Source organism: Vibrio tetraodonis, from assembly GCF_003350295.1.
In the GTDB taxonomy this organism is placed as follows: domain Bacteria; phylum Pseudomonadota; class Gammaproteobacteria; order Enterobacterales; family Vibrionaceae; genus Vibrio; species Vibrio tetraodonis.
Genome location: NZ_QLYY01000021.1, coordinates 72,847 through 92,923 on the forward strand (window position 1 = coordinate 72,847; position 20,077 = coordinate 92,923).

General features: G+C 44.1%; 16 protein-coding genes. 9 read left to right on the plus strand and 7 right to left on the minus strand.

The window, feature by feature from the left end:
- The 5 genes from astA to DPF90_RS16305 form a co-directional block, all read right to left on the minus strand.
- The gene (gene astA / locus DPF90_RS16285; protein ID WP_114787388.1) at nt 1–1,020 is read right to left on the minus strand and encodes an arginine N-succinyltransferase; all 1,020 of its coding nucleotides are present in this window, start codon (nt 1,018–1,020) and stop codon (nt 1–3) included.
- 187 nt (nt 1,021–1,207) lie between these two features.
- On the minus strand, nt 1,208–2,422 hold the full coding sequence (locus DPF90_RS16290; protein WP_114787389.1) for an aspartate aminotransferase family protein: 1,215 nt from the start codon (nt 2,420–2,422) through the stop codon (nt 1,208–1,210).
- A gap of 363 nt (nt 2,423–2,785) precedes the next feature.
- Nucleotides 2,786–3,391 (minus strand): aminodeoxychorismate/anthranilate synthase component II, encoded by a 606-nt coding sequence (locus tag DPF90_RS16295; RefSeq protein ID WP_114787433.1) that lies wholly within the window; start codon nt 3,389–3,391, stop codon nt 2,786–2,788.
- 140 nt (nt 3,392–3,531) lie between these two features.
- Nucleotides 3,532–4,206 (minus strand): response regulator, encoded by a 675-nt coding sequence (locus DPF90_RS16300; protein WP_114787390.1) that lies wholly within the window; start codon nt 4,204–4,206, stop codon nt 3,532–3,534.
- On the minus strand, nt 4,203–5,627 hold the full coding sequence (locus tag DPF90_RS16305) for an ATP-binding protein (protein ID WP_114787391.1): 1,425 nt from the start codon (nt 5,625–5,627) through the stop codon (nt 4,203–4,205). The genes DPF90_RS16300 and DPF90_RS16305 overlap by 4 nt, the downstream gene beginning before the upstream one ends.
- 159 nt (nt 5,628–5,786) lie before the next feature.
- On the opposite strand from DPF90_RS16305, the gene DPF90_RS16310 reads away from it, so the two are divergent.
- The 3 genes from DPF90_RS16310 to DPF90_RS16320 all read left to right on the plus strand — a co-directional run bounded on the left by DPF90_RS16310 (nt 5,787) and on the right by DPF90_RS16320 (nt 7,687).
- On the plus strand, nt 5,787–6,728 hold the full coding sequence (locus tag DPF90_RS16310) for an MBL fold metallo-hydrolase (RefSeq protein ID WP_114787392.1): 942 nt from the start codon (nt 5,787–5,789) through the stop codon (nt 6,726–6,728).
- Between the two features lie 136 nt (nt 6,729–6,864).
- Nucleotides 6,865–7,245 (plus strand): peptidylprolyl isomerase, encoded by a 381-nt coding sequence (locus DPF90_RS16315; protein WP_114787393.1) that lies wholly within the window; start codon nt 6,865–6,867, stop codon nt 7,243–7,245.
- A gap of 76 nt (nt 7,246–7,321) precedes the next feature.
- The gene (locus DPF90_RS16320) at nt 7,322–7,687 is read left to right on the plus strand and encodes a hypothetical protein (protein ID WP_114787394.1); all 366 of its coding nucleotides are present in this window, start codon (nt 7,322–7,324) and stop codon (nt 7,685–7,687) included.
- A gap of 68 nt (nt 7,688–7,755) precedes the next feature.
- Here the strand turns inward: DPF90_RS16320 and DPF90_RS16325 are convergent, their stop codons facing one another.
- Nucleotides 7,756–10,362: an ExeM/NucH family extracellular endonuclease gene (locus DPF90_RS16325; RefSeq protein ID WP_114787395.1), complete on the minus strand. Its 2,607-nt coding sequence runs from the start codon at nt 10,360–10,362 to the stop codon at nt 7,756–7,758.
- Between the two features lie 318 nt (nt 10,363–10,680).
- A complete protein-coding gene (locus tag DPF90_RS16330) occupies nt 10,681–11,172 on the minus strand; it encodes an FxsA family protein (RefSeq protein ID WP_114787396.1) in 492 nt (163 codons plus the stop codon).
- A 294-nt stretch (nt 11,173–11,466) separates the two neighbouring features.
- On the opposite strand from DPF90_RS16330, the gene aspA reads away from it, so the two are divergent.
- The 6 genes from aspA to argF all read left to right on the plus strand — a co-directional run bounded on the left by aspA (nt 11,467) and on the right by argF (nt 19,979).
- Nucleotides 11,467–12,915, plus strand: coding sequence for an aspartate ammonia-lyase (gene aspA, locus DPF90_RS16335; protein ID WP_114787397.1), 1,449 nt, complete (start codon nt 11,467–11,469; stop codon nt 12,913–12,915).
- Between the two features lie 152 nt (nt 12,916–13,067).
- Nucleotides 13,068–14,375, plus strand: coding sequence for an anaerobic C4-dicarboxylate transporter (locus tag DPF90_RS16340; protein ID WP_114787398.1), 1,308 nt, complete (start codon nt 13,068–13,070; stop codon nt 14,373–14,375).
- A gap of 376 nt (nt 14,376–14,751) precedes the next feature.
- Entirely contained in the window at nt 14,752–16,197 is a 1,446-nt protein-coding gene (locus DPF90_RS16345) for a YfcC family protein (protein ID WP_114787399.1), read from the plus strand.
- Between the two features lie 507 nt (nt 16,198–16,704).
- Nucleotides 16,705–17,925, plus strand: a complete 1,221-nt coding sequence (gene arcA, locus DPF90_RS16350) for an arginine deiminase (RefSeq protein ID WP_114787400.1) — start codon at nt 16,705–16,707, stop codon at nt 17,923–17,925.
- Nucleotides 17,926–17,965: 40 nt separating this feature from the next.
- Nucleotides 17,966–18,877, plus strand: coding sequence for a carbamate kinase (gene arcC, locus DPF90_RS16355; protein WP_114787401.1), 912 nt, complete (start codon nt 17,966–17,968; stop codon nt 18,875–18,877).
- A 91-nt stretch (nt 18,878–18,968) separates the two neighbouring features.
- Nucleotides 18,969–19,979 (plus strand): ornithine carbamoyltransferase, encoded by a 1,011-nt coding sequence (gene argF, locus DPF90_RS16360; RefSeq protein ID WP_114787402.1) that lies wholly within the window; start codon nt 18,969–18,971, stop codon nt 19,977–19,979.
- Nucleotides 19,980–20,077 lie beyond the last annotated feature (98 nt).

A 20,077-nucleotide genomic window follows, 5' to 3' on the forward strand; every position in this document is an offset into this window, starting at 1 on the left:
TTACTGGGCCAACATGCGAACATAGTCACCTTGCTTGACTTGCAAAGCCTCAGCCGCTTCTGGGGATAAAATGACAGACTCAGAGGCCTGATCATATGCAGCCTTAGTCGCTACCGCTCTAAAATGCTCAAAAGAAGTATTTGAGATTAGGTAATCCTGTGAGCTAGAGTGCTGCGCAATAGACACTTTTGCTCGGAATGAGTGGCGTACAGATTCGATATTGCGCACATCACACTCAACCGATGGGCCACCATCGAAAATATCGACATAGTTGCGGCAAGTGAAACCTTCCTTTTCAAGTAAGCGAAGAGCAGGTTTGGTATTTTCGTGCACTTGACCTATGACCTCTTGGGCCTCTTTACTGAGCAAGTTAATGTAAATCGGCAGCTTAGGCATGAGATCGGCAATGAAGCCTTTTTTGCCAATACCGGTTAAGTAATCTGCCATAGTAAAGTCGATGGAGAAAAAGTGCTCTTGTAACCATTGCCAAAATGGTGAGTTACCTTCATCGTCAGACACCCCGCGCATTTCGGCAAATACGGTTTTAGAAAAACGATGTGGGTGCTCGGCCATCATCAAAAACCGACACTTTGACATTAATCGACCATTCAATCCGCCGCGAAAGCTAGGTCTTAGGAATAAAGTACAAATCTCACTGCAACCTGTGTAGTTGTTACCAAAAGTCAGCAGCTTTACAACATTATTGACCCCAAGTTTTGGCGATGAGTGAACTATGGTGCTGATATGATAAGAATAAAATGGCACATCCCAACCGATGGAAGCTTCGATACCCGTACACCCTGCTACCTCACCACTCTTGCTATCAAACCCAACCATTAAATAGCCTTCATCACCAGGCTCATTGACATTGGGTTTAGAAAAACTGTATTCAGAGTGTGTAATACGGTTGGTCAATAACTCTTCGTTGACCGGAAGTGATGTAAATCCATGTCCGGATTCGACGGCGCAAGTATGCAAAGCATCGTAGTCCGACATTGTTATCGGGCGAACAACTAGCATCGATATTCCCTCCTGATGCATAGGTCAGTGCCACATTCATCAAGATTTGGCTCATATCTAGCCAAATAGCATTCACAACAGGTTATAGGATTTAAGAGCCGAGGATCGTCTTAGTGTTGGGAATACCTAATGCGTGGAACTGAAAAAAGAAGATCGCCCCGCTAGGACGATCTTCCGTGTTTCTTAATTATTTACTGAGTGTTGCTAGAGCTTTATCAAGCCTTGATAAACCCTCTTCAACTTCCTGCTTAGTGATGACCAAGGATGGTGTAAAGCGAACAACATTAGTACCCGCGACCAGCACCATCAAGCCTTCTTTACCAGCGGCAACCAACACATCTCGCGCTCGACCTTGCCACTCGTCATTGAGCGCGGCACCGAGTAACAAACCTTTACCACGAACTTCAGCAAACATTTGATACTTTTCGTTGAGTTTGTTTAACCCTTCTCTAAACCATGTTTCGCGCTCTGCAACACCTTTGAGTGTTTCTGGGTCGCTGACAATATCGACCACAGCTTCAGCGACTGCACAAGCAAGTGGGTTACCCCCATAGGTTGAGCCGTGTGTACCGATTTTAAGATGTTCAGCAAGCTCTGCAGTGGTGAGCATAGCGCCAATTGGGAAACCGCCACCAAGTGATTTTGCTGTACTCAAAATATCTGGAGTGACACCAAGGCCTTGGTAGGCATAAAAGTGCCCTGTACGGCCATTACCCGTTTGTACCTCATCAAAAATAAGTAGCGCATTGTGCTTATCACAGAGTTCACGAACCGTTTGTACAAACTCATCGGTTGGCGCGATGATACCCCCCTCTCCTTGAAGAGGCTCCATCATAATCGCGCAAGTGCGATCTGAAATATGCGCCCGTAAAGTCTCGATATCGTTGTACGGCAAATGAGTCACATCACCGGGCTTGGGACCAAAACCATCAGAGTATGCTGCTTGTCCACCGACAGTAACGGTAAAGAAAGTTCGCCCATGAAAGCCTTGTTTAAAGGCGATAATTTCAGATTTCTCCGGGCCAAACTTATCTGCTGCATAGCGACGCGCAAGCTTAAGAGCGGCTTCGTTGGCTTCTGCGCCTGAGTTGGCATAAAACACTTTGTCGGCAAAGCTCACTTGGGTGAGTTTTTTTGCCAAACGCAGCGCTGGTTCGTTGGTCATAACATTACTTAAATGCCAAAGCTTTTGACCTTGCTCTGTTAGCGCATTCACCATAGCTGGATGACAATGTCCAAGACAGCTCACCGCAATACCACCTGCAAAGTCGATGTACTCTTTGCCTTGCTGATCCCAAACGCGTGCACCTTCACCTTTAACAGGCACCATTTCCATCGGGTTATAACAAGGTACCATGACCTCATCAAACAAACCGCGTTCTACTTTACTTTCAACTGTCATTGCACATTCCCTCTCAATACCGCATGCCAGGCAATTTTTGCATCCTTGCCTTCTTATTAATGAAAGCACATTTTGTTTTGCATATGAGCAATTACGGCATTGTATTTACATTTAATTAACCATTTCAATAGTGAATTATTCTTTTTATCCAACCATGAAAAGGCAACTCCTCACTTTCATTGAGTATTTATGCACTAAGTCACTGCTTTTATGAAGCAATATATTCTTATAGCTAACATAAGCTGTCGTTAAACATGGTGATTACAGGCTTGAGGCATCAAAGCCCAAAGGGGCAACGAATAGTTTTTCACAACATATTCGCAGCATAAAATATGAAATAAATGTTAAAAAAAGTGATCGATATCAGATTTTGCGAGAAGAGAAAGTGGCTGAGCAATCGAGAAAGTTAGCCAATAGCTCGTGGCCTTGCTCGGTTTTGATTGATTCAGGGTGAAACTGAACTGCTTCAATCGGCAGAGTTCTGTGTTGAAAACCCATGATTTCATCCATTGAACCATCTTCTCGCGTTGTCCATGCGGTCAGCTCGAAGCAATCAGGTAAGCTGTCATTTTTCACCACCAGCGAGTGGTAGCGAGTGACAGTGAGTGGGTTATTGAGTCGGGTAAATACGCTGCGGTTATTATGGCGAATAGCGGATGTTTTACCGTGCATCACCTGACGTGCGCGCACCACTTGCCCGCCAAACACTTGCGCTATAGCTTGATGGCCTAGGCACACGCCCAAAATAGGCAATTTACCTGCAAAATGCTCTATCGCGCTAAGTGAGATACCTGCTTCGTTCGGCGTGCATGGGCCTGGTGATATCACCAAATGAGTGGGATTGAGCGCTTCAATCTCTTCAAGGCTAATTTGATCGTTACGCACCACCTTTACCTCTGCGCCCAACTCACAAAAGTACTGATACAAGTTGTAGGTAAAAGAGTCGTAGTTATCGATGATCAGCAGCATAGCTCTTAAATGGTTTTGATAAATCGCATATATGAGGCGGTATTGTGCATTACCAAAGCCGAAAGGCAAGGATTAACTGAAACTAGATTCTTTTATTTAACCACGTAGCGAGCTCGACTTGGATGACTTGCCTGCCAATTTTATGCTCGGTAGCAGTATCCGACCCCATAAATGGACTGAATAGGCTGGTAGTCTTGATTAATAATCTCAAACTTCTTGCGGATTTTCTTAATATGGCTGTCCACAGTTCTATCGCTGACGATGCGGTGATCATCATAAATCTCAGCCATTAATTGCTGGCGATTAAACACTCGTTCAGGTTGGGTCACCATGGCATGAACAAGCTTAAACTCTATCGCCGTCAGCGCGATTTCTTGGCCACAAAATGTGGCTTTGAACGCATCGGGCTGCAAATGCAGCAAAGCGGCATCTGTAGCGGGCGATTCCAATCCTTGTGAGCGTCTGAGCACAGCTTTAACCCGAGCCACTACCTCCCTTGGGCTGTAGGGCTTACACATATAATCATCGGCGCCCAGCTCTAGGCCAAGTAAGCGATCAATTTCTTCCACTCTTGCGGTTAACATAATAATCGGCACATTGGAAAACTGACGTATGGCTTTGCAGATTTCAAGCCCATCTATACCCGGCAGCATTAAGTCCAATAGCACCATAGCGGGTTGGTTGTCTTGCACCCAAGTGACTACCTGATCGCCGCTGTACATAGTGGTCGGACAATAGCCTGCATGTTCAATATAATCTGCCAGCAGATCGGCAAGTTTCACTTCATCTTCAACAATTAAAACCTGTTGCTTCATGCTTTTCCCTTAGGAAGCCTTACCACCAATTTTAGTCCGCCTAATTCACTGTAACTGGCACTGATTACACCGCCATGACGCTCAACAATGGCTTTAACAATCGATAAGCCAAGTCCAGAGCCGCCGCTGCTTCTGTCTCTTGAGCTATCAACTCGATACAGACGCTCAAAGAGCAAGGGTAAAGATTCATCAGGCACTGCTGGCGCCGAGTCCTGCCATATCATTTCTACTACATCTTCCACAGCTTCTAATCTCACCCTTAATTTGCCTGGGCTATGGGTATATTTGAGTGAATTTGACAGAAGATTGTTTATCAGTTGATAGATACGCTCTAAATCGAGCAAGATAAGATCGTTTTCACCGAGCCCATTATCGAGTGATATTTGAATGCCTTTATCGCCGAAGGGCTGCTGATAGCGAGCGATGGCTTGCTCAACAATTGAAGCCAAACAAAGCGGCGACAGTTGGTATTCCTGCGCCGCAAGATCTTCAAGAGCAAGATAGTGAAGATCTTTCACTACATGGGTCAAACGCTGCAAATCTAATTTTAGCGAGTGAATACTCTCTTGGTTAAAGTCTCGGATACCATCTTCCATCGCTTCAAGTTCAGCTTGAAGGACACTAATTGGGGTGCGCAGCTCATGGGCAATATCGGCTAGCCATTGCTTGCGCAGCTCCTCTTGCTGTTCAAGTAGGTTTTTTAAACGGTTAAAGTCCTGTGCTAAAAGGCCAAGTTCATCTTTTTGCTTGATCACCAATGGTAGTTGCGACTGGTTTTTAGCCAGTTTCTCCATCGCAAATCGCAACTTTTCAATCGGTCGAACAAAAGAGCTCGCAAGGGGTAACACCAAAGAAGCAAAGCCCAAAATTACTAGGCCTGTAACAATAAATAACCCATGTTGCTGCGACTGAAGAAAAGCCACATCATTGTATTCTGTTAATGACTCTCTTGGTAAAAGACCGACATAACCCACTGTTTTGTTATCGAGTTGAATTGGTTTAAAACAGGGCTCGTGCTCATCATAGGCAATACCCGCTATTTGCTGCTTTTGCGCATCAAATAACAAGGTGCGATGAGTTATTTCACCGCTGTGACTATAGTAGTTAGAGGTTTCTTTCTCATCAGAGGATTCAGACAGAAAGTCATCAAGCACCTTTTGCCACAATTGGGGCTTATCCACAAAGTCCTGCCAGCTTCTATGATGGCGATAAAAACCTGCTAACTCAGGAATGAGCTTATCTATTTTGCTGATATCACGCTGGTTAACATAGCTTAAAAAGCCTCGGTCAACACTCCACTGCATCACACCGTACATAGACAGAGCAACAGACGTTGCGATAAGCACAACAAACCAATACAGCTTCCAACGGATACTGGCAGACTTGCCCAAGGTGACTTTTTTCTGGGTTACTTGACTCATGCCCTTATCTTAACCCCGATATAAACATCAACACCAGTATTGAATATGGACCAAATGATAACTTTCACATTACTTGCACATTTGCTCCTCACTGCGTGCACATTTAGCCTTTAGCTTTGTTCCCGTATTAACAAATTAAACAATCAGAGGAACAGTCTTATGCCAATGTTGAAAGTCATCTTAATGGTTATCGCTTTAGCAATACCAACGCTGAGCCATGCAGCGCAAAAGTGGCAACTTTTTTCACCGCCACCCAATCAGGCGACCTTAAACTCGGGAGAGGTCAAAGTGATTACTGGTGATCACTATAGGTTTCATGTATTGAAGGATAAAGGTGGCTATACGGCAAGCATCATTGAGAGCGCACTTGGCAGCATGCTGGTTGATACGGGCACACTAAAAAATCCGCAGTTTGGCGAAGACATCAACACCTACCTAACACTGATTGGTAAGCCCGTAAGCGCCATTATTACTCATGAGCATTCGGATCACTACGGCAACCTAGATAAAATTGAGAAGATTGAAGTTATTTATGCCGAAGCCTATGTGGCTGCAGATCTAAACCAAAGTAAAAAATTTCAGGCCATTGCCAAAATGCCTGTTACAGCTCTAAAAGGAAAAACCAGCTTATATGGTTTGATCTATGATTTTCACACCATAGACAATACTGAAACCGATCATAATAGCTATTTTGCGATTGAAAGCGCGAAAGGGCTTTTCGTGGGTGACTTACTCTATGTCGACGCTTATAACTATATTCGCGAGTACACTCCGCTTGATGATACAGATGAACTGACCAATTGGATAGAAACCCTTCAAGAGCTAAAGCTCAAGTACAGCGAGTACGACTATGTATTTGTTGGGCACAATGGCTATAGCGATAATATCCAAGCTCTCGCTGATCAAAATATTCATTATTTGTCTATTGCTCAGGCACTAATAAAAGGTAAGCAGCCGCTTCCTAATGGTAAAAAAGCCACCAATGTTACCCAAGTGGTCGCAGAAATATTTCGTTTGTTTCCGGACTATAAAGGCAAGGGATTAGGCTTTGCACTTCCGGGCTCCTTTAGCGCTCAAGATCCCGGTGCGAAATGGTTCTAGATTTGAGACTCTGCACAATCATCGCCAATTTGGCGATGATTACTCGATCGTTTATAGAATAATTACTACCCATTGATAATGCTTATCTCTATAATTTGCCACTTAGCAAAAAGTGGTAAATAAACGAGAACTATAAATGACATTAAAAAATATTGCAGTGGCTGGCCTTACTGTATTTGCATTAAGTGCCTGTCAAACTACCTCAGTTGAAAATATTCAAACTACAGCCTCACAAGCAACCATTGATGAAGCGAAAAAGAATTTCAAAAATGCGAAAAACTATAAAGTTCTAGATAATGGTGTGATTTATTACACTAAGTATCTCTCAGGCAACTTTCGCTGGGATCCCGTTCGCTCAAAAGAAATCAGTTACCGCATATCCTGTGAAGACTTACGTTGGTATCTAGAGCGTGGCATGGTTGCAAGAACAGCACTTAGAGGCAAAGGTGCGGTCACCTATGACTACGATTTAGAGCGCTGCAAAACCGAAACGCCAACCAATCTTTACGATTCCTAACACCAACCGCCACTGCTTTCAGTGGCGTAGCATAACTTAACCCTAGCTCTTACTACACATTTTTGAGAAAACTGTTATGAAAAAACTTCTATTTACTTTATTACTTCTCACTTCCCCTATTTCTTTTGCTCAAGAAGCCAAGGGGGTGATTGAGGAAATCCAGATTTGCGCTACTGGTGAAACAACAAATAATAGCTGGTTTCGGTCATTACAGTTTAAAGTTGATGGACAATGGTTTGGCATTTGGGCTGATTACTATGGGGGGGCAAATGACTACGAAAACAATCTATCTACCTCTATGATTTATATGGCCTACTCTCAGGGCTCTCCCATACACGTAAAAGCCAATATAGGTTGGCACCCTCTATTTGAAAAATGTGGCGTTAGTGATGGAAGGATTTTTGATAGTAAAGCCGGCGACTTTATCCGTCTTCGCCGCTAACAAAAATAAAATGCCTTTCATAAGCCCCGCCACTACCGCCAGTGGCGGGGCTTATTTTACAGCGAGCTTTATTTACGTCTGCGCCATAGGGCTAGACCAAATAAAGATACGATTGCGCCAAGGCCAAATGAGCCGGCCATTTTTAACTCAAGTACTGCGGGGTCGTGATCTGACGAGCGAAAGTGATCGGTATATTTTGGCAAGTCTCCTGTGTATCTATCACTGTATTCAAACAGAGTCGATTCACCGCCATTAATATGCCACTCAGTGGCATCGACCATATACTCCTTCAAACTTGGGCTTATCAAGATGTGGTCTAGCGCGCCCACTTCATCATTGTATGAAAAGCTCCAATTATTTGGATGCTTAGCGGCGACCGCATTAATGTAACCATAGCTGTGATGAATAACCTCGCCTTCATCACCAAATTGCTCAACGCCGCCAATATAGGTATTGCGCGCCGCTTTAATCACTTTGCCATATTGCTTTTGGCTGTAATCGGTTAAAACCAGCATGGGATCTTCTTTACCGTAAGCATTTAAATCGCCCAAAATCACTTTATGGCCAGGAATATCTTCAAGCGCCTCTCCTAGTGCCACTGCGGCGGCAACGCGAAAGTTCTCACACGAGCCTTGCTGATCAACGTCTTGTCCACCCTGACCACCCTCATCGATTGGCGCAGCGTCTTCCCAACATTTGGAGCCTTTGGACTTAAAGTGGTTAACCGCAACCGTAAGTAGGCCTTGTTTGTTTTTGCCTTTGATTTTAAAAGTAGGGGCGAGTGTATTGCGCTGGTAATTCTTACCATCTTCAATCACCTTGCCATCGTCATCGAGTACTTCTGGGGCTTGTTGGTTTGGCATCTCAATTACACGCGGTGTTTTGAGCTTGACCACTTTGGGTCGATACAGCACCCCTGTGGTAATCGCATCCGTGCCGATATAATCATTTTTATCCTTAATACCGTCACCATTGGTATCGAGGGCGACAAACTTATAACGTTCTTTTTTATTATTAATATGCTGGTTTAACTGCTCAACAAGCTGACCAATGGCGCCATTTTCACCCAAGCCATTATTTTCAATTTCCATTAAACCTATGATATCGGCATCCAGGCGCAAAATGGCATTAACAATTTTGGCTTGCTGAATTTCAAATTCTGCATAGGTCTTAGCGCCTCGATTGCCGCCATTGGGGTTCTCATCTCCGCCAAAAGGAGAATTGAAATAATTGAGCACATTAAAGGTCGCGATTCTTAAATCGCCCTTTTGTTCAACTTCTGGTTCCTGAGTGCGTGGGGAGCGGCGAATAAAATTGTCTTTGCTTAAGGTATTAGTGGCAATTAAGCGATAGTCGCCATAGCTGTAACTCAGCACCCCTTCAAGCCCAAGGATAGTATCGCCAATGCGAATATAATCTTCGGTCGAGCCATCTTGGTCAGCGTCGGTTACCCCAAATTCTGGGTAATAAGGAATAACACCATTGGGCGCTTTCTGGTCAGATTCAATAAATAAACGCCGCTCGCTATTGTCCTTGCTTTGCTGCTTAGCCTTATCTGAACCGGCGGCAAAAGCTTGGTTAGGATGCATATTGATGCCCCCTTGCGCCAGTACCATGTTGTTACGACTCGCCGCATAATCGTAGCCAAAAGTGCGCGTGACTCGCATATCAAGATTGGCACTTGTTTTAATCAACATACCTTCATAGCGCTCAAGGGTTTGTTCAAAGCTGGCATCATCGGCCAAAATATCAATCTCTGTTGCAACTGGCTGTGTGTGCTCTCCCTGCTTAACCCAAGTGTTTTTGCCCGCTTTTAGCTGGGTCTGCTGGTAGTTTTCCTGAACTTTACCTTTGACACATACGAGATCGCCTGGTTTAAGCTCAGACTGAGATTGGTTGGTTTCAACAAATAGACCTTCCGATGTTTTCGGGTTGCCATCATCGTTAAGCGCTTGCAGGTAAAAGCCTTTGGTCAAACTGCTGGTGACCGCGCTCACTATGCCTTTTACATACACCTCATCATCTGAAATGAAGTCACCATTGTTGAGTAGTGGAGAGCGACTACCCTCACCTTGAATATCTTGAATTGAAGTAAAGACTGGCTCATGACCGTCTTGCTCGCATGCAAACGGCTCTGGCGCTTGACCACCATTAAGCTCACCCAAACCTTGAATATCATTTTTATCTGACTCTAGCCAATTTGAAGCTTGGTAATGAGAAGAAGGAGAAAAATCATCTTGGCTGCGCGTTAAGGTGACATCTTTGGCAAAATTATTTCCGCCCATATCACCGATTACATCATGTACATCATTACCTTTAAGCAAAGCAATCGGATCATTACCGTTAAAGCCAAGTACATCATTGTTTAGAAAATCACTGAGGCTTTGAATGTCCTCGTTTGACTGCGAATGGCCAATCACTAAGACGCTTTTTGCCTGTATGACTTTACCATCTAATGACAGCTTGCTATCCCAATTGCCACCACCATTAACTGATTTAGCCAAACTGTAACCATCAAGCTCGACCGAAGCTTCGCCAGTATTGGCAATTTCAATGGCTTTATTATTACTGCTACCTTCGACGTATTGAGAAATAATGATCTCAGAAATTGCTGGCGTAGAGAGAACACTTGCGACCACTGCTGCAAGTAAAGTTGGAGTGAGTTTTTGTTTCATTCTGTCCACCTTGCGTCGCTTCCTTTGTTATGTAGGGTATAGAAGCGCGTTTCAATTCCCTTTTCCTGTTGAGAAAAGACTTATAAAGCTCGACCAGTGTTGATGTTTTTTATGAAACTAAAAACAACATTCCATGACATTGAGATTTCGATCCCATAGGTAAAATGAATATTTGGATAAGCGTCAAACTTTAAACTGAATTGAAAGACTTGTTACAAATTTGCGAGCTAGCTATCAAGAAAGAAGAGAGTTTCGAGCACAACTAGAATAAAGGCTCAAGGGTGGAACGGACGCTAATCAATAGCGTCCATCTCAAGGTTAGGGCTTATTAAGGTGGTTATTGCTGTCGTCCTCTTTGCGCTCGTATTCACCTTCAAACGTATGGCCATCATTATCTTGGTTGGGGCCAAAGCCATCTTGCCGGAACTGATGAGAGCCAAACCCTGCGGAGGCTTTTACCACCATTTTGGTCATCAGATATTTAGCTAAAGCGCGGCGCGGCGCAGGCAATAGAACTATCATACCCAGCGTATCAGTTAAAAAGCCTGGAATAAAAAGCAGCACCCCGGCGACGGCGAGCAATACACCTTCTAGAATTTGCTGTGCAGGCAGTTCTCCTTGCTTGAGCCTGCTTTGCACTGAGAGTAATGTTTGTAATCCTTGACTACGCACTAAAGAGGCACCGAGAAATGCGGTCAAAAAGACCATAGCGATAGTTGGCCATAAGCCAAGATAATCGCCTACTGAGATAAACAAACTTATCTCGATAACAGGAACCAATACAAATATTAAGAATACGATAGCAAACACATGCCCTCCTTTGTTGGCACTAGTGTAAGATCAAAGCCTGCCAAACCTCAAACGAAAGCGACAAAAATTCACAGCGCTATGGCAATTTAAACCCAGTTTAGCGTTTAAAAACATTCAACAAAGCAAAAATAAAAAAAGTGATCAAGATAGCGTTTTTATCCGCTGAGTGAAGTATCATGAGCCCCATAAGTCAGGACGTATTTTACAGCCAAAAAACTCTGACGAATGGATTCTTAAGTTGCAGAATGGCGAGCATTTTCATTTACATCAGAATAATTATCTAAGGATCCTATCATGGCTAGCCTAAATGATACCCTACACCCAGCGAATGCAACCCGTATTGAAGAAGACCTTCTCGGTGAGCGACACGTTCCCGCTGATGCTTACTACGGCATCCATACCTTGCGCGCAATTGAGAACTTCAATATTTCTAACGTGACCATTTCCGATGTGCCTGAATTTGTTCGTGGCATGGTAATGACCAAAAAAGCGGCCGCCCTTGCTAATAGCGAGCTTGGTGTTCTGCCAAAAGAAATCGCCCAATACATAGTTGAAGCGTGTGATTTGATCCTAGACACAGGTAAATGTATGGATCAGTTCCCATCGGATGTGTTCCAAGGTGGGGCTGGAACCTCGGTCAATATGAATACCAATGAAGTGATTGCCAATGTTGCATTGGAGATCATGGGCAAAGAAAAAGGGCAATATCAGTTTATTAATCCTAATGATCATGTTAACAAGAGCCAGTCGACCAACTGCGCCTACCCAACGGGTTTTCGCATCGCAGTTTATAACAGTGTCCAGAAGCTTATCGAAGCAATAGAATACTTAAAAGGCGCATTTGCATTAAAGAGCAAAGAGTTCAAAGGCGTATTAAAAATGGGCCGTACTCAGCTTCAAGATGCTGTGCCTATGACAGTTGGACAAGAGTTTCATGCCTGGTCTGTGACGTTAAATGAAGAGATCCGTGCTCTTGAATATACATCCAAACTCTTGCTTGAAATTAACTTAGGCGCGACGGCAATTGGTACTGGTCTCAATGCCGCGCAAGGCTACCAGCAATTGGCAGTGAAGCATTTAGCACAGGTTACTGGGTTGGATGTGGTACCGGCAGAAGATCTTATTGAAGCGACCTCAGACTGCGGCGCTTATGTAATGACTCATGGCGCCCTAAAACGCCTTGCAGTTAAATTGTCTAAAATCTGTAACGACTTGCGCCTTCTATCTTCCGGACCTCGCGCTGGTATTAATGAGCTCAACTTACCAGAGCTGCAAGCTGGCTCGTCAATTATGCCTGCTAAAGTTAACCCTGTGGTTCCTGAAGTGGTCAACCAAGTGTGTTTTAAAGTGCTGGGTAATGACAACACGATTTCGTTTGCAGCAGAAGGTGGCCAATTGCAGCTTAATGTCATGGAGCCTGTGATTGCTCAGAGCATGTTTGAGTCCATTTCTTTACTCGCCAATGCGTGTATTAATCTGCGCGACAAGTGTATCGATGGCATCACAGTCAATAAAGAAGTGTGCGAGGGATACGTTTACAACTCCATTGGCATAGTCACTTACCTTAATCCATACATTGGCCACCATGAAGGCGATATTGTCGGTAAAATCTGTGCAGAAACAGGCAAGAGCGTGAGAGAAGTCGTGCTTGAGCGAGGCCTACTCAGCGAAGAAGAACTCGATGATATCCTAAACGCCGAAAACTTCATGCATCCCAAATACAAAGCAAAGCGCTATCAATAACAAAACGTGACTAGGGCCGGAGCAGGCCCTTTTTTGCACAGAAAATTCAATCCCACATTGTTTAGCGGATTAAATCAATCGCTTTCTAAAGTTCGAAATAATGGCCTTTAACAAACAAATATGAAAGCTAAAAAATATAAGAGGTATCTACCATGATTATGCTTGAGCTATTTGTCGTCCTGCTCTTCATTTTCCTCGGAGCGCGCATTGGCGGTATTGGAATTGGTTTTGCTGGCGGCGCTGGCGTTATAGCCCTGTCATTTATTTTGGGTGTGCCTACCAGTCAGACTTACATACCCGTTGATGTCATCTTGATCATAATGTCAGTCATTACCGCCATAGCGGCAATGCAAGTTGCAGGTGGTATGGATTGGCTGGTTCAATTAGCGGAAAATTTTCTTCGTAAGCACCCAGAGCGGATAACTTTTTATGCGCCCATTGTAACCTTTTTAATGACCTTGATGGCAGGTACAGGTCACACTGCATTCTCTACCCTACCGGTTATAGCCGAAGTGGCCAAAGGTCAAGGCGTTCGCCCATCTAGGCCATTGTCAATTGCCGTTGTCGCATCACAAATCGCAATTACTGCTTCACCCATATCTGCCGCTGTGGTTGCATTCTCATCCATGCTCGCGCCAAAAGGGGTTGATTATCTAACCTTACTTGCTGTGTGTATCCCAACCACTTTCATCGCTTGTATGATAGGTGCATTTGTTGCCAACTTCATGGGCTGCGAGTTAAAAGATGACCCCATCTACCAGCAGCGTTTAGAGCAAGGATTAGTTAAGCTAGCGTCACAAAAGCAGCGTGACATTTTACCAACCGCTAAAACGGCGACGTATATATTCCTCATCGCGATTGCATTTGTTGTGTGCTACGCAGCTGCAATCTCAACGTCAGTAGGCCTGATTACCGACCCAGCTCTTGGGCGCAACGAAGCCATTATGGCAGTGATGTTAACCGCAGCAGCAGCAATTGTGCTCTTCACTAAGATTGATGCTTCAAAAATCCCCAGCGCGTCGACATTTCGATCAGGAATGACCGCATGTGTTTGCGTTCTTGGCGTGGCATGGCTGGGCTCCACTTTTGTCAACGCTCATGTGGAAGGCATTAAAGAGGTGGCCGGGGTATTATTGAATGACTATCCATGGATGCTAGCAATTGTATTATTTTTTGCTTCCATGCTGCTTTACTCTCAAGGGGCAACAACGGTCGCTTTAATGCCAGCAGCACTAGCAATAGGTGTTGCGCCACTTACTACAGTGGCTTCGTTTGCTGCCGTCAGTGCTTTATTCGTCCTACCTACCTACCCAACTTTGCTCGCTGCGGTAGAAATGGATGATACAGGTTCCACTCGGATCGGCAGTTATGTCTTTAACCATCCCTTTTTTATCCCAGGCGTTGTGACCATTACTTCTGCTGTTGCACTGGGCTTCACCTTGGGAGGAATCCTTATTTAGCTTAAGTCAAACATGGAGGTACTATAATGCCTCCATGACAAATGCCTCTTTTTAGACAAGTAACCTCTTGACTTAGATCATATATATCACTGCTCTCAAAAGTGCCTAAATAATGAATAGTTTTCTCTATTTAAATCATCGAACCTATTATATTCAATATAAAAACTATTTTTAGAGCATAGTCATTCGATTAAAATAAAATTTTAATCATCAGATATTATTAGCTGAATTTATCACATAATATTTTTGTGAAGAACAACAAAACTAATATCGGTCATAATTATTAGAATGGATAAGATTTTTATACCTATATAAAATATACCACTCTTAATTGGCTTCTATTTACTGCTTACCAAATAGAAGTTAGGAGGTCATCATGACAGCACAAACTGATCCAAGTGGCAAAAAAACGGGCTTCTTTGCCAGACTCAAGTTTCCATCCGCCTACAGCATACTTTTTATATTAATTGCCTTCGTCGCACTGCTTACATGGGTGATCCCAGCAGGTCAATATCAGCGCGAGATGAACCAAGATTTAGGCCGTGAGGTACCCATAACTGGGACATACCAAACCGTCGAAGCCAATCCGCAAGGCATAGTGGATGTCTTTCTTGCACCTATAGATGGCTTTTACGATCACCAAAGTTACCAGGCCGCTGCCATCGATGTTTCTCTATTTATTCTTGTCATGGGTGGATTTCTTGGTCTCGTCACAGCAACCGGTGCCATTGATGCTGGGATAGAGCGAGTCACTCATGCCTTGCACGGCCGAGAAGAGATGATGATCCCTATATTGATGGCGTTATTCGCTGCAGGTGGCACAGTTTATGGTATGGCCGAAGAGTCATTGCCTTTCTATTCTCTGCTAGTTCCGGTAATGATGGCCGCACGCTTTGATCCTGTTGTGGCTGCCGCTACCATATTACTCGGAGCAGGCATTGGTGTGCTTGGCTCAACCATTAACCCTTTTGCCACTGTCATAGCGGCTAACGCATCAGGCATACCGTTCACTGATGGCATACTGCTGCGCGCAGCCATATTAGTCATTGGCTGGTGTATCTGCGTTGCCTATGTCATGCGTTATGCCCGTCAAGTACGTAGCGATCAAAGCAAGTCCATTGTCTATGACAAATATGAGGAAAATAAACAGAGGTTTCTTGCTCAGCGCAGTGAAGAGTCTCTTGAGTTTACAAGCCGCCGTAAGGCCATTCTATGCATATTTGGCGCTTCCTTTGCGGTCATGATCTATGGTGTTTCAGTCGCTGGGTGGTGGATGGCCGAAATATCAGCCATGTTCCTTGCTGCTGCTATGTTAGTTGGCTTGGTTGGCCGCATGAGCGAAGAAGATTTTATCCATAACTTTATTGATGGTGCGCGTGACTTACTGGGCGTAGCGCTTATTATTGGCATTGCTCGTGGCATCGTGGTTGTGATGGATAACGGGATGATCACAGACACGATTCTAAACTCTGCTGAACAGACAGTAACAGGTTTGTCTTCTGTTGTGTTCATCAACGTAATGTTCTTTTTGGAAATTTTACTTTCTTTCCTTGTTCCCTCAACCTCAGGACTTGCAGTGCTAACCATGCCAATCATGGCGCCTCTGGCCGACTTTGCAGGAGTAGGACGAGATCTTGTCATTACCGCATACCAATCGGCCTCTGGACTTGTCAACTTAATCACACCCACTTCTGCTGTTGTTATGGGAGGACTAGCAATTGCACGTATCCCATATATTCGCTGGATAAAGTGGGTCGCACCACTGCTGGGCATACTTACCATCTTCTGCGTTATCATGATAAGTATCGGTGCCATGATCTAAAAAGCTCTCACTCAACCAAGCCGCTTAATCAAGCGGCTTTTTTAGTATAAATAGCCGGTAGATTTACAAATATCACCATCACTTCAATCATTATTTTTGAACGTGACCCAAGTCATATTTATCGAAAAAACTCATGTTAATAAAAGTTAAATAAGTCCATATGATTAATTATCTATTAGATTCTTATGAATAGATTAAATTTAAACTTTTCTTTTCAATTTTTATTCGCTTGAATATTATTCCCAAATAATCACCTCCCATTATCATCATATTTAAATCGATGCATAAATTTCCCATCTCTATGTATATTCAGAGCATTAACAACTATTAAACACATGCATAGATATTGTTAAAGCTCTCTTCTTAAAGACAATAATGTATAAAACATAAACTGTGATTCCCTTCTAAGAAGCCCCCAGTAACAGGCGTATTATGAATTTCAACCAAACAAATATTTCTCCATTCTGAGCACACAACACGCCAGAACTTAACCAGAGAGACTTGAGCATGAATAACTTGTACGTAGGTTCCGAAATTGGTCAGTTGCGTCGCGTTCTCGTTCACCGCCCCAAACGCGCTTTAACCCACCTGACCCCTTCCAACTGTCATGATTTACTGTTTGATGACGTGCTTGCGGTTGAGCGGGCTGGCGAAGAACACGATGTGTTTACCACGACTTTATCTAAGCAAAATGTTGAAGTACTGTTTCTAACCGATTTACTCTCTGAAACACTTCAAGTTCCAGAAGCAAAAGATTGGCTACTCTCGCGTCAGGTATCCGATTACCGACTAGGACAGACATTTGCTGGCGACGTTCGCTGTTACCTAAGAGACTTACCCAACATAGAACTGGCTAAGATACTCACTGGTGGCTTGTCTTATGCTGAAATGCCCATTCAGTCTTCTTCCATGATGCAAGGCCTCCACCAACCGATAGACTTTATCATTGAGCCACTACCCAATCACTTATTTACCCGAGATACCTCCTGCTGGGTATATGGCGGCGTATCGATAAACCCAATGGCCAAAACCGCACGCCAACGAGAAACGAACCATCTTAGAGCAATATACCGCTGGCATCCGATATTCGCTCAGCAAGATTTCATCAAATACCTCGGCGATAAAGAAATCCAATATGACAATTCGACCATAGAAGGTGGGGATGTTTTAGTGATTGGTAAAGGCGCGGTTTTGATCGGAATGTCTGAACGTACAACGCCTCAAGGCGTCGAGCATTTAGCTTCACAGCTTTTTAGACATAATCAAGCCAAACAAATCATTGCGATGGAGTTACCCAAACATCGCTCTTGCATGCACCTTGATACTGTCATGACCCATATGCGCGAAGATACTTTTTCAATCTATCCAGAAGTGATGCGCAGCGATATAAAATGCTGGCAATTAACCGGCGATGAGTCAGGCAAGGTCAATGTCAGACAAGAAAACAACTTTGTCCTTGCAATAGAAAAGGCTCTTGGTATTGGTCAGATTAACCTCATCACAACAGGGGGAGACAACTTCAATGCAGAACGAGAGCAGTGGAATGACGCCAATAATGTTCTGACTGTCAAACCTGGGGTTGTGATTGGCTACCAAAGCAACACCTACACCAATGAAAAATACGACAAAGCAGGTATTACCGTATTACCTATCCCTGGTGACGAGCTTGGACGAGGCCGTGGTGGCGCTCGTTGTATGAGTTGTCCTATTGAGCGTGACGGCATTTAAGTCCTAACACCTATTAATGTCTAGATTGGGAGATTACATCATGAACAAACAAACTGTCGTCATTGCACTTGGTGGCAACGCACTTCTTCGTCGCGGCGAACCTTTAGAAGCAGGGGTTCAGCGTCACAACATACAAATTGCTGTTAAGGCGATCTGCGAAGTCGCTCAAAACTATAAAGTTGTGCTCGTACATGGAAACGGCCCTCAAGTAGGTTTATTGGCGCTGCAAGGCTTAGAATATAAGCAAGTTGCCCCTTATCCGCTTGATGTACTAGGGAGCGAAACCCAAGGCATGATCGGCTATATGCTGATGCAAGAATTTAAGAACCAGATGCCAGACATCAATGCAACCTGCATGCTAACGCAAATGACGGTGGATCCAAACGATCCTGCTTTTCTTAATCCCACCAAACCCATTGGGCCGATTTATACTCAGGATGAGGCGCGAGAACTGGCTGAGAGATATAACTGGACCATCAAACCTGACGGTAAGCACTTTCGCCGCGTAGTACCAAGCCCAGAACCAACAGGGATCATCGAACATCAAGCGATTACCACTCTGATTGAGCATGGCCACCTGGTGATATGTACTGGCGGCGGGGGAATTCCAGTCCAATATGATAATGGGCAGTTAGTCGGCATCGAAGCGGTAATTGATAAAGATATGTCAGCGGCTTTGCTCGCAAAACAGTTGCACGCTGATGCCTTGCTCATCTTAACGGATGCAGATGCCGTCTATCATGATTGGGGTAAAAGTAGCCAGCGAGCAATACGTAACACAACACCAAGCGAGTTAAGCCAATATCAATTTGAATCAGGGTCTATGGCACCAAAAATTCAAGCATCATGCGAATTTATTAAACAGGGAGGAAAAGTGGTGGGTATTGGCGCTCTAGAAGACGGTTTACGTATTCTTCAGGGCCTCGCAGGGACTTCTATCACTCAAGATTAATTCAAGTTGTATCACTATCGTCGTAAACAAATAAGTTAATCACTGCGCCTGATTATTAACAGAGCGCTCGTCGAACAATAAGGAATACACTATGGCTTTCAATCTTCGTAACCGCAACTTCCTAAAGCTTCTCGACTTCACTCCGAGAGAGATACAACACCTTCTCGATCTCTCGATAGAGCTGAAAAAGGCCAAATATAATGGCTATGAACAGCCCAGATTGAAAGGAAAGAATATCGCCTTAATTTTTGAGAAAACCTCAACTCGCACTCGATGTGCTTTTGAAGTTGCCGCTTTTGACCAAGGTGCACAAGTCTCTTATTTAGGCCCCACAGGATCGCAGATTGGCCACAAAGAGTCGATGAAAGACACCGCCAGAGTGCTAGGACGCATGTATGACGGGATTGAATATAGAGGTTTTGGTCAAGAGATCGTCGAAGAGTTAGGCTCATATGCTGGTGTACCTGTCTGGAATGGACTGACGAATGAGTTTCACCCAACCCAAATACTGGCAGACTTTTTAACCATGATGGAACATGGGCGTGGTAAGCAACTTCACCAAATGACATTTGCCTATTTGGGAGATGCACGTAACAATATGGGCAACTCTCTCATGGTCGGCGCAGCCAAAATGGGGATGGACATCCGTCTTGTAGCGCCGAAACAATTTTGGCCACATGAGAGTTTAGTTGCGCAGTGCCGTGAAATAGCCCAATCAACTGGCGCAAAAATAACCTTAACCGAAGACATTAATGAAGGCGTGCTTGGTTGCGACTTCCTTTATACCGATGTATGGGTGTCAATGGGGGAAGCGAAGGAGGCATGGGCAGAACGTATTGCTCTAATGCTGCCTTATCAAGTTAATATACAAACCCTCAAAGCCACTCAAAACCAGAATGTGAAATTTATGCACTGCCTACCGGCGTTTCATGGCGAAGATACCAAAATTGGTAAACAACTGGCAGATGAATACTCTGAATTAAAACAAGGCTGTGAAGTCACTGACGAAGTGATTGAATCGGACTACTCGATTGTTTTTGATCAGGCAGAAAACCGCATGCACACCATAAAAGCTGTGATGGTCGCAACCTTAGGAGATTAATCTAACGATTGTAACCCAATGAGAGGTATGGATTGTCCTGCTAGAGCCATGCCTCTTTTTTACCAGAACCCGGCTCAACCATTGATACTGGCTACACC

Excerpts from the sequence above, each read along its gene's own strand:
- astA (WP_114787388.1), bottom strand. The coding sequence starts at position 1,020 with ATGCTAGTTGTTCGCCCGATAACAATGTCGGACTACGATGCTTTGCAT.
- DPF90_RS16290 (WP_114787389.1), bottom strand. The coding sequence starts at position 2,422 with ATGACAGTTGAAAGTAAAGTAGAACGCGGTTTGTTTGATGAGGTCATG.
- DPF90_RS16295 (WP_114787433.1), bottom strand. The coding sequence starts at position 3,391 with ATGCTGCTGATCATCGATAACTACGACTCTTTTACCTACAACTTGTAT.
- DPF90_RS16300 (WP_114787390.1), bottom strand. The coding sequence starts at position 4,206 with ATGAAGCAACAGGTTTTAATTGTTGAAGATGAAGTGAAACTTGCCGAT.
- DPF90_RS16305 (WP_114787391.1), bottom strand. The coding sequence starts at position 5,627 with ATGAGTCAAGTAACCCAGAAAAAAGTCACCTTGGGCAAGTCTGCCAGT.
- DPF90_RS16310 (WP_114787392.1), top strand. The coding sequence starts at position 5,787 with ATGCCAATGTTGAAAGTCATCTTAATGGTTATCGCTTTAGCAATACCA.
- DPF90_RS16315 (WP_114787393.1), top strand. The coding sequence starts at position 6,865 with ATGACATTAAAAAATATTGCAGTGGCTGGCCTTACTGTATTTGCATTA.
- DPF90_RS16320 (WP_114787394.1), top strand. The coding sequence starts at position 7,322 with ATGAAAAAACTTCTATTTACTTTATTACTTCTCACTTCCCCTATTTCT.
- DPF90_RS16325 (WP_114787395.1), bottom strand. The coding sequence starts at position 10,362 with ATGAAACAAAAACTCACTCCAACTTTACTTGCAGCAGTGGTCGCAAGT.
- aspA (WP_114787397.1), top strand. The coding sequence starts at position 11,467 with ATGGCTAGCCTAAATGATACCCTACACCCAGCGAATGCAACCCGTATT.
- DPF90_RS16340 (WP_114787398.1), top strand. The coding sequence starts at position 13,068 with ATGATTATGCTTGAGCTATTTGTCGTCCTGCTCTTCATTTTCCTCGGA.
- DPF90_RS16345 (WP_114787399.1), top strand. The coding sequence starts at position 14,752 with ATGACAGCACAAACTGATCCAAGTGGCAAAAAAACGGGCTTCTTTGCC.
- arcA (WP_114787400.1), top strand. The coding sequence starts at position 16,705 with ATGAATAACTTGTACGTAGGTTCCGAAATTGGTCAGTTGCGTCGCGTT.
- arcC (WP_114787401.1), top strand. The coding sequence starts at position 17,966 with ATGAACAAACAAACTGTCGTCATTGCACTTGGTGGCAACGCACTTCTT.
- argF (WP_114787402.1), top strand. The coding sequence starts at position 18,969 with ATGGCTTTCAATCTTCGTAACCGCAACTTCCTAAAGCTTCTCGACTTC.